General features: G+C 70.1%; 7 protein-coding genes. 2 read left to right on the top strand and 5 right to left on the bottom strand.

The genetic code is table 11. The annotated features are described in order from the left end of the window. From RJ03_RS27605 to RJ03_RS27615, 3 genes are all read right to left on the bottom strand, one after another. The coding region (locus RJ03_RS27605; RefSeq protein ID WP_036507695.1) for an MFS transporter at positions 1-397 on the bottom strand (397 nt) is incomplete at its 3' end. Next, positions 394-957: a cysteine hydrolase family protein gene (locus RJ03_RS27610; protein ID WP_036507697.1), complete on the bottom strand. Its 564-nt coding sequence runs from the start codon at positions 955-957 to the stop codon at positions 394-396. The genes RJ03_RS27610 and RJ03_RS27605, both read right to left, overlap by 4 nt. A gap of 105 nt (positions 958-1,062) precedes the next feature. Continuing rightward, on the bottom strand, positions 1,063-1,506 hold the full coding sequence (locus tag RJ03_RS27615; protein WP_036507700.1) for a MarR family winged helix-turn-helix transcriptional regulator: 444 nt from the start codon (positions 1,504-1,506) through the stop codon (positions 1,063-1,065). Positions 1,507-1,682: 176 nt separating this feature from the next. On the opposite strand from RJ03_RS27615, the gene RJ03_RS27620 reads away from it, so the two are divergent. After that, positions 1,683-3,203: a MutS-related protein gene (locus tag RJ03_RS27620; RefSeq protein WP_036507703.1), complete on the top strand. Its 1,521-nt coding sequence runs from the start codon at positions 1,683-1,685 to the stop codon at positions 3,201-3,203. Beyond that, a complete protein-coding gene (locus tag RJ03_RS27625) occupies positions 3,200-4,678 on the top strand; it encodes a MutS-related protein (RefSeq protein ID WP_036507706.1) in 1,479 nt (492 codons plus the stop codon). The genes RJ03_RS27620 and RJ03_RS27625 overlap by 4 nt, the downstream gene beginning before the upstream one ends. A gap of 33 nt (positions 4,679-4,711) precedes the next feature. Here RJ03_RS27625 and RJ03_RS27630 read toward each other — a convergent pair whose 3' ends face one another. Both RJ03_RS27630 and RJ03_RS27635 read right to left on the bottom strand, forming a co-directional pair. After that, the gene (locus RJ03_RS27630) at positions 4,712-5,035 is read right to left on the bottom strand and encodes a ribbon-helix-helix domain-containing protein (RefSeq protein ID WP_143860283.1); all 324 of its coding nucleotides are present in this window, start codon (positions 5,033-5,035) and stop codon (positions 4,712-4,714) included. After that, positions 5,032-5,325 (bottom strand): hypothetical protein, encoded by a 294-nt coding sequence (locus RJ03_RS27635; protein WP_051025322.1) that lies wholly within the window; start codon positions 5,323-5,325, stop codon positions 5,032-5,034. Before RJ03_RS27635 ends, RJ03_RS27630 begins: the two co-directional genes overlap by 4 nt. Positions 5,326-5,401: the final 76 nt, after the last annotated feature.

Consider the following 5,401-nt stretch of genomic DNA (forward strand, 5'->3'; position numbering starts at 1 on the left):
GCACCAGCGCCATCGCGGTGGGAAACGCCGCCGAGGTGCCGATCCCGATGAGCGCCCGCGACACCACCAGGAATCCGAAAGCCGGTGCGGCGGCGCCGATCACACCGGCGGCGATCAGAATGATCAGTCCGCTGGTGAATACGCGCCGCGGCCCGAACAGGGTGGCGAGTTTGCCCATGGTGGGCTGGGCGACGGCGCTGCACAGATACAGCACCGAGATGAGCACGGCGGTGGTGCCGGGGCCCCGGTGGAAGTCGACGCCGATGCCCACGAGAGCGGTGGCGATGGTGGAGGTGTTGATCGGGTTGAGGGTCGAGCCCAGCAGCAGCGGCCCCACGAAGCGGGCGGTGAACGGGTCGCTGCGGACGGGCGCGGTATCGGCGGGGGCGGCTGTCACGAGCGGGCCGCCAATGTCTGTAGCACGTCGTCGGTGGTGCCGGTTTCGGCGATGCGGCCGAAGATGTGGGTGATGCTGTGGTCGTGGCGTCCGCCGTCGGGATCGGTCATCGCGTCGACGGGCAGTGTGACGTGGAACCCCTGTTCGTGGGCGTCGCGGGCGGTCGATTCGACACCGGCGCCGGTGGCGATGCCCACGACCACCACCTGGGTGACTCCGTCGGCGCGCAACCGGTCGGCCAGCCCGGTACCGGCGAAGGCGCTGCGGGCGTGCTTGGTCACCTGGATATCGCCCGGATGCGGCCGCATCTGCGGGATGAGGGCCGTCCAGTCCGGCGGCAGATCGGTCATGGTGGTGGCGCCGGCGTCGGTGCGCCCCGGCGGGGTACCGGCGACGTTGACCAGCACAACCGGCAGGTCACGGTCACGGAAGGCCTGGGCGAGCGTGGCCGCCCGCGCGATCACCGGTTCCACCGGATGTGCCAGCGGCCGCCCGACGATGCCCTGCTGCAAATCGATCACGATGAGAGCGGTGGCCGGGTCCACGGTGGTGACGGGCATGACGAATTCCTTTGCTGGCGGGCGAGTTCGGAGCACCGGGTGCGGCGCGCGCGAGGACGCGCGGGCCCGGTGGCCGGGTCGCGGATTTCGGTTGTGGGCGCTCGATCAGCCGGCGCGGCCGATGCGGTCGAGCAGCTCGATCGCATCGGCGAGTTGCCGGATTTCGGCGTCGGTGAATTCGGCCTCGATGACGCGGGTGAGCCAGTCCTCTTTCGCGCGGCGGCCGGTGCGGAATTCGTCGCGGGCGGCATCGGTCAGGTCCAGGACGGTTTTGCGGCCGTCGGCCGGATCGGGTGTGCCCGCGATGAGACCCGCATCTTCCAGCGCGCGAACGATTTTCGCCATCGATTGCGGGCGCATTCCCGCCGCATGAGCCAGCTGGGTGGCCGTGGCGGGCCCGCCCTGTTCGAGGCGGATGAGGACCGAGCTCTGGGATTTGGTGAGGTCGCTGCCCTCGGCCTGAGCACGCAGCTGCCGCAGCAGCCGGCTGACGGCGACACGCAGATCGCTCGCCACCGCGGCGGCTGTGGGCGCAGGCTTTCCGGACATGACTCCACCGTACCATTTACTAAGCTAACTGTGTAGTTGGCTGTACAACTTTGCCGGGGCCTCGCCTGGGCCGGTCGTGATTACTTGACGGCCGGTAAGTGATGTGGCTAGCCTGACCGAAAAGCCCCCTACCGGGTCGTTCATCCGATCCGGCCGGCGTGGGAAGTGGGTGGGGAATGCAGACCGTCAGCGTGTTGTGGCCGGTACCGGCCGAGCGCGTGGCCTCCGTCGAGATCGGCGAGGACGCGCTGACCGATCTGGAGATCGCACCGCTGATCGCCGCCATCGTCGGCGAGACCGATGACCACGATCTCACCGCCCTGCTGCGCCGCCCGGTCCGTGATCCCGACACCGTCCGATTCCGCCAGGAAGTGTTCACCGACCTCGACGACGGCGAAACCCACTCCGCCGCAGAGGAATTTGTGATCGCCATGTGGCGGGTGCGGCACCGGCTGCGCGTCGCGGGCGAGCTGTATCACCCCCATCAGCGCCACCGCCTGCACCTCGACGCCGCCGCCGACTACCTGACGGCGGTGACCGCGCTGCACACCGCGACCGCACGACTGCCACTGCGATCGCGGGCACTGCTGCGGTGGCGCACCTACCTCGACACCTATTGCGCGAGTACGGATCTGCGCGCCCTGGCCGACGACATCGACACCGTGCAGGCCGCGCTGGCCCAGGTGCGATACCGGCTGCGGATCGTCGACCGCACCCTCGAGGTGAGCCCCGCCCGTCCCGCCCCCGACTACACCGCCGCCGTGACACAGCTGCTCGCCCGCTTCGGCGCACCCCACCGCCACGACCCGCGCCCGCGACCGCAGTGGCCGGATATGAACCAGACCGAGGAACAGATCCTCGACCGGGTCGCGGCCCGGTATCCGGCGCCGTTCGCGCGACTGGCCGAATTCGTCACCCGTCATCGCGATGTCATCGCCCCCGAGGTGGCCGACTTCGACCGAGGCATGCAGTTCTATCTGCGCTACCGCCGCTTCGCCCACCGCGCCGCCGGAACCGGGCGCAGTGTGTGCCTGCCCGAGATCGCCGCACCGGGCGAACCGATCCACGCCGATCGCGCCTACGACCTCGCCCTCACTGTGCGCTCTCCGAACTCTGTGGTGTGCAACGATTTCCGGCTCGAGGGCGGGGAACGGCTGGCGGTGGTGACCGGCCCCAATCAGGGCGGCAAAACGACTTTCGCGCGCACGATCGGGCAACTGGTGTACTTCGCCGCACTCGGCGGCCCGGTGCCCGCGCACACGGCGCGGCTGCCGTTGCCCGATCGCATCCACACCCACTTCGAACGCGCCGAACACGCCGGCGACCCGGACGGAAGGCTGCTGGCGGAGCTGCGGTCGATGCGCGAGATTCTGCGCACCGCGAGCGCGGACACCCTGATCGTGCTCAACGAGAGTTTCGCCACGACCACCACCCACGACGGTGTGCGCATCGCCGGCGAGGTGCTGGCCCACATCGTGCGGCGCGGCGCGTGGGGGGTGTGGGTGAGCTTCTTCGACGACTTCGCCGAGGCTGGACCGGAGGTGGTGTCGATGGTGGCACTGACCGACCCGGACGACCGCGCGCACCGCAGCTACCGGATCGTGCGCCGCCCCGCCGACGGCCACGCCTACGCCACCGAACTCGCCGACCGCTTCGGACTCGGCTACGACGCGGTGGCCGCGAGGCTGGCGCGATGAGGGTCCGGCTGCTCTACCCCGGCGACACCACACCCGCACCCACCGCGCTCGGCGACACCGCCGTCGAGGATCTGGGCCTGTCCGCGCTGTTCGACACGATTGCCGACAGCGACCCGGCGGCCGCCGACGCGGTCCGGGCCGTGATCGCCACCGCCCCGGCCGATCCGGCGGTGATCTCCCACCGCCACGACGTGCTCACCGACTGCTGCGCGAATCCGCACCTCGTGCGCGCCGTCCACGACATCGCCACCACCGCGACCGCGGTGCGGCGCTGGACATCGGCCGCCGGGCGGCGAGCCAACGGCACACTGGTGCTCGCGCTGCCACCGTTCACCGAACAACTCGAACTGCTGCGCCGACTGCGCACTCTGCTCGAACGCGACGGCGACCGCGTCACCGCCGCGGGCTGGACCGACCTGATCGCGACCACGAAACAGTTCGACGACACCTACCTGCAAGCGGTGCGCGACGAGCTGAGCGTGCTGCGCTTCGACCACGGAGTCGAGTTCGAAGCAGGCCTGGGCGCCGGCAACAAGATCACCGATGTCGTGGTCCACCGGCCACCGCCGCCGCGCCGCACACGATTCGGATCATCGCGCGGCGCCGGCGTTTTCGACGCGATCGCCGACGGTGACCTCACCTCCGATCCGGTGATGCAGTTGAAGGATCACGCGCTGGCCGAACTCGCGGACGTGGTAGCCGCAGCCGCCGACGAGTTGCACGGCTTCTTCCTGCGCTTACGCGACGAAACCGCCTTCTACCTCGGCTGCCTGATCCTGCGAGACCACCTCGACCGCACCGCGATCCCCTACTGCCTGCCACACCCCCACCCACCCGGCACCCCGCGACTGCGCTGCCGCGGGCTGCGCGACATCACCCTGGCCCTGGGCGCTTCCCCCGCGACCGTCACGGGTAGCGACCTCGCCGCCGACGGACGATCGCTGCTGATCGTCACCGGCGCCAACAACGGCGGCAAATCCACGTTCCTGCGCAGCCTCGGCGCCGCGCAACTGATGATGCAGGCCGGAATGTTCGTCCTCGCCGAGGAATTCGCCGCCGACGTCCGCGACGGGGTGTTCACCCACTTCGCCGCCGACGAGGACCACACCCTGTCCTACGGCAAACTCGCCGACGAACTGGTCCGGATGAACGCCGTGGTCGACCGGATCGGGCCGCACGGCATGCTGCTGTGCAACGAGGCGTTCGCCTCCACCGGCGAACGCGACGCCGGCCGTATCGCCGGACCGCTGCTGCGCGCGCTCACCGAGGCCGCAGTGAAGGTCGTGTTCGTCACCCACCTCCACGACTACGCCCGCACCCGCCACGCCGACGCGCACCCGGGTGATCTGTTCCTGCGCGCCGAACGCCGCCCCGACGGCACCCGCACCCACCGCATCGTGCCCGGCCCGCCCGAGCCCGGCGGGTACGGCTACGACCTGTGGGCCGCCACCGACCTCGACGCCCTCGGACACTGAGGGGACCGCCCGCTGACGGGCACTGCCCGCGTCTCAGGCCGAGGGACGCAGACTGCTCAGCACCCGGATCGCATCCGAGAGCGGGATCATGCGGCCGGGTTGTTCGGCGAGCAACCCCATCTCGATGTATTGGCGAATCAGCATCGACGGGGTGATGCAGTGTTCGGCGGCCGCCTCCCGGATCCGGTCGCGCAGATCCTTCGGCAGTTTCAGGGAGGTGGTGACCATGCCGCGTTCGATCTCCTCGCCGGTCGGCGGCAGCGCGGGTGCGGCGGCGGTGTCGTCGAACACCAGGGCGTCCACGACCGCCTGCGGGTCGGCGCCGGGCTTCGGTTCGAAGATGTGCTTGTCGGTCATCGGTTCGCCTCCCATGCGGTGTATTCCTCGAGCTGCTGCGGGCGCATCTGCGCGGCCATCACGATCTCCCAGGTGCCGGCCGACTCCGGCGACGGCCGCATCCGCAGCATCACCACCAGCGGACGGCCCGCATCGGTGCGGCCCCATACGGTGGTGACGGGCAGCCCTTCCGGGGTGCGGGCCGGGCGCGGCCAGCGCCGCGACGAATACAGCACCTCCATCACCTCCCAGGGCGCCACCTCGGCACGATCCAGGAACGAGTGGATTCCGATCCACCATGCGTACTCCACGCAGCCACCATAATACCCGCGTATTACCTACTGCGGCAGTGGTGACCGCCGCTGCGGCAACACCACCGTGCGATCG

Origin of the sequence: Nocardia aobensis NBRC 100429, from assembly GCF_000308375.1 — a bacterium.
GTDB classification, from domain to species: domain Bacteria; phylum Actinomycetota; class Actinomycetes; order Mycobacteriales; family Mycobacteriaceae; genus Nocardia; species Nocardia aobensis.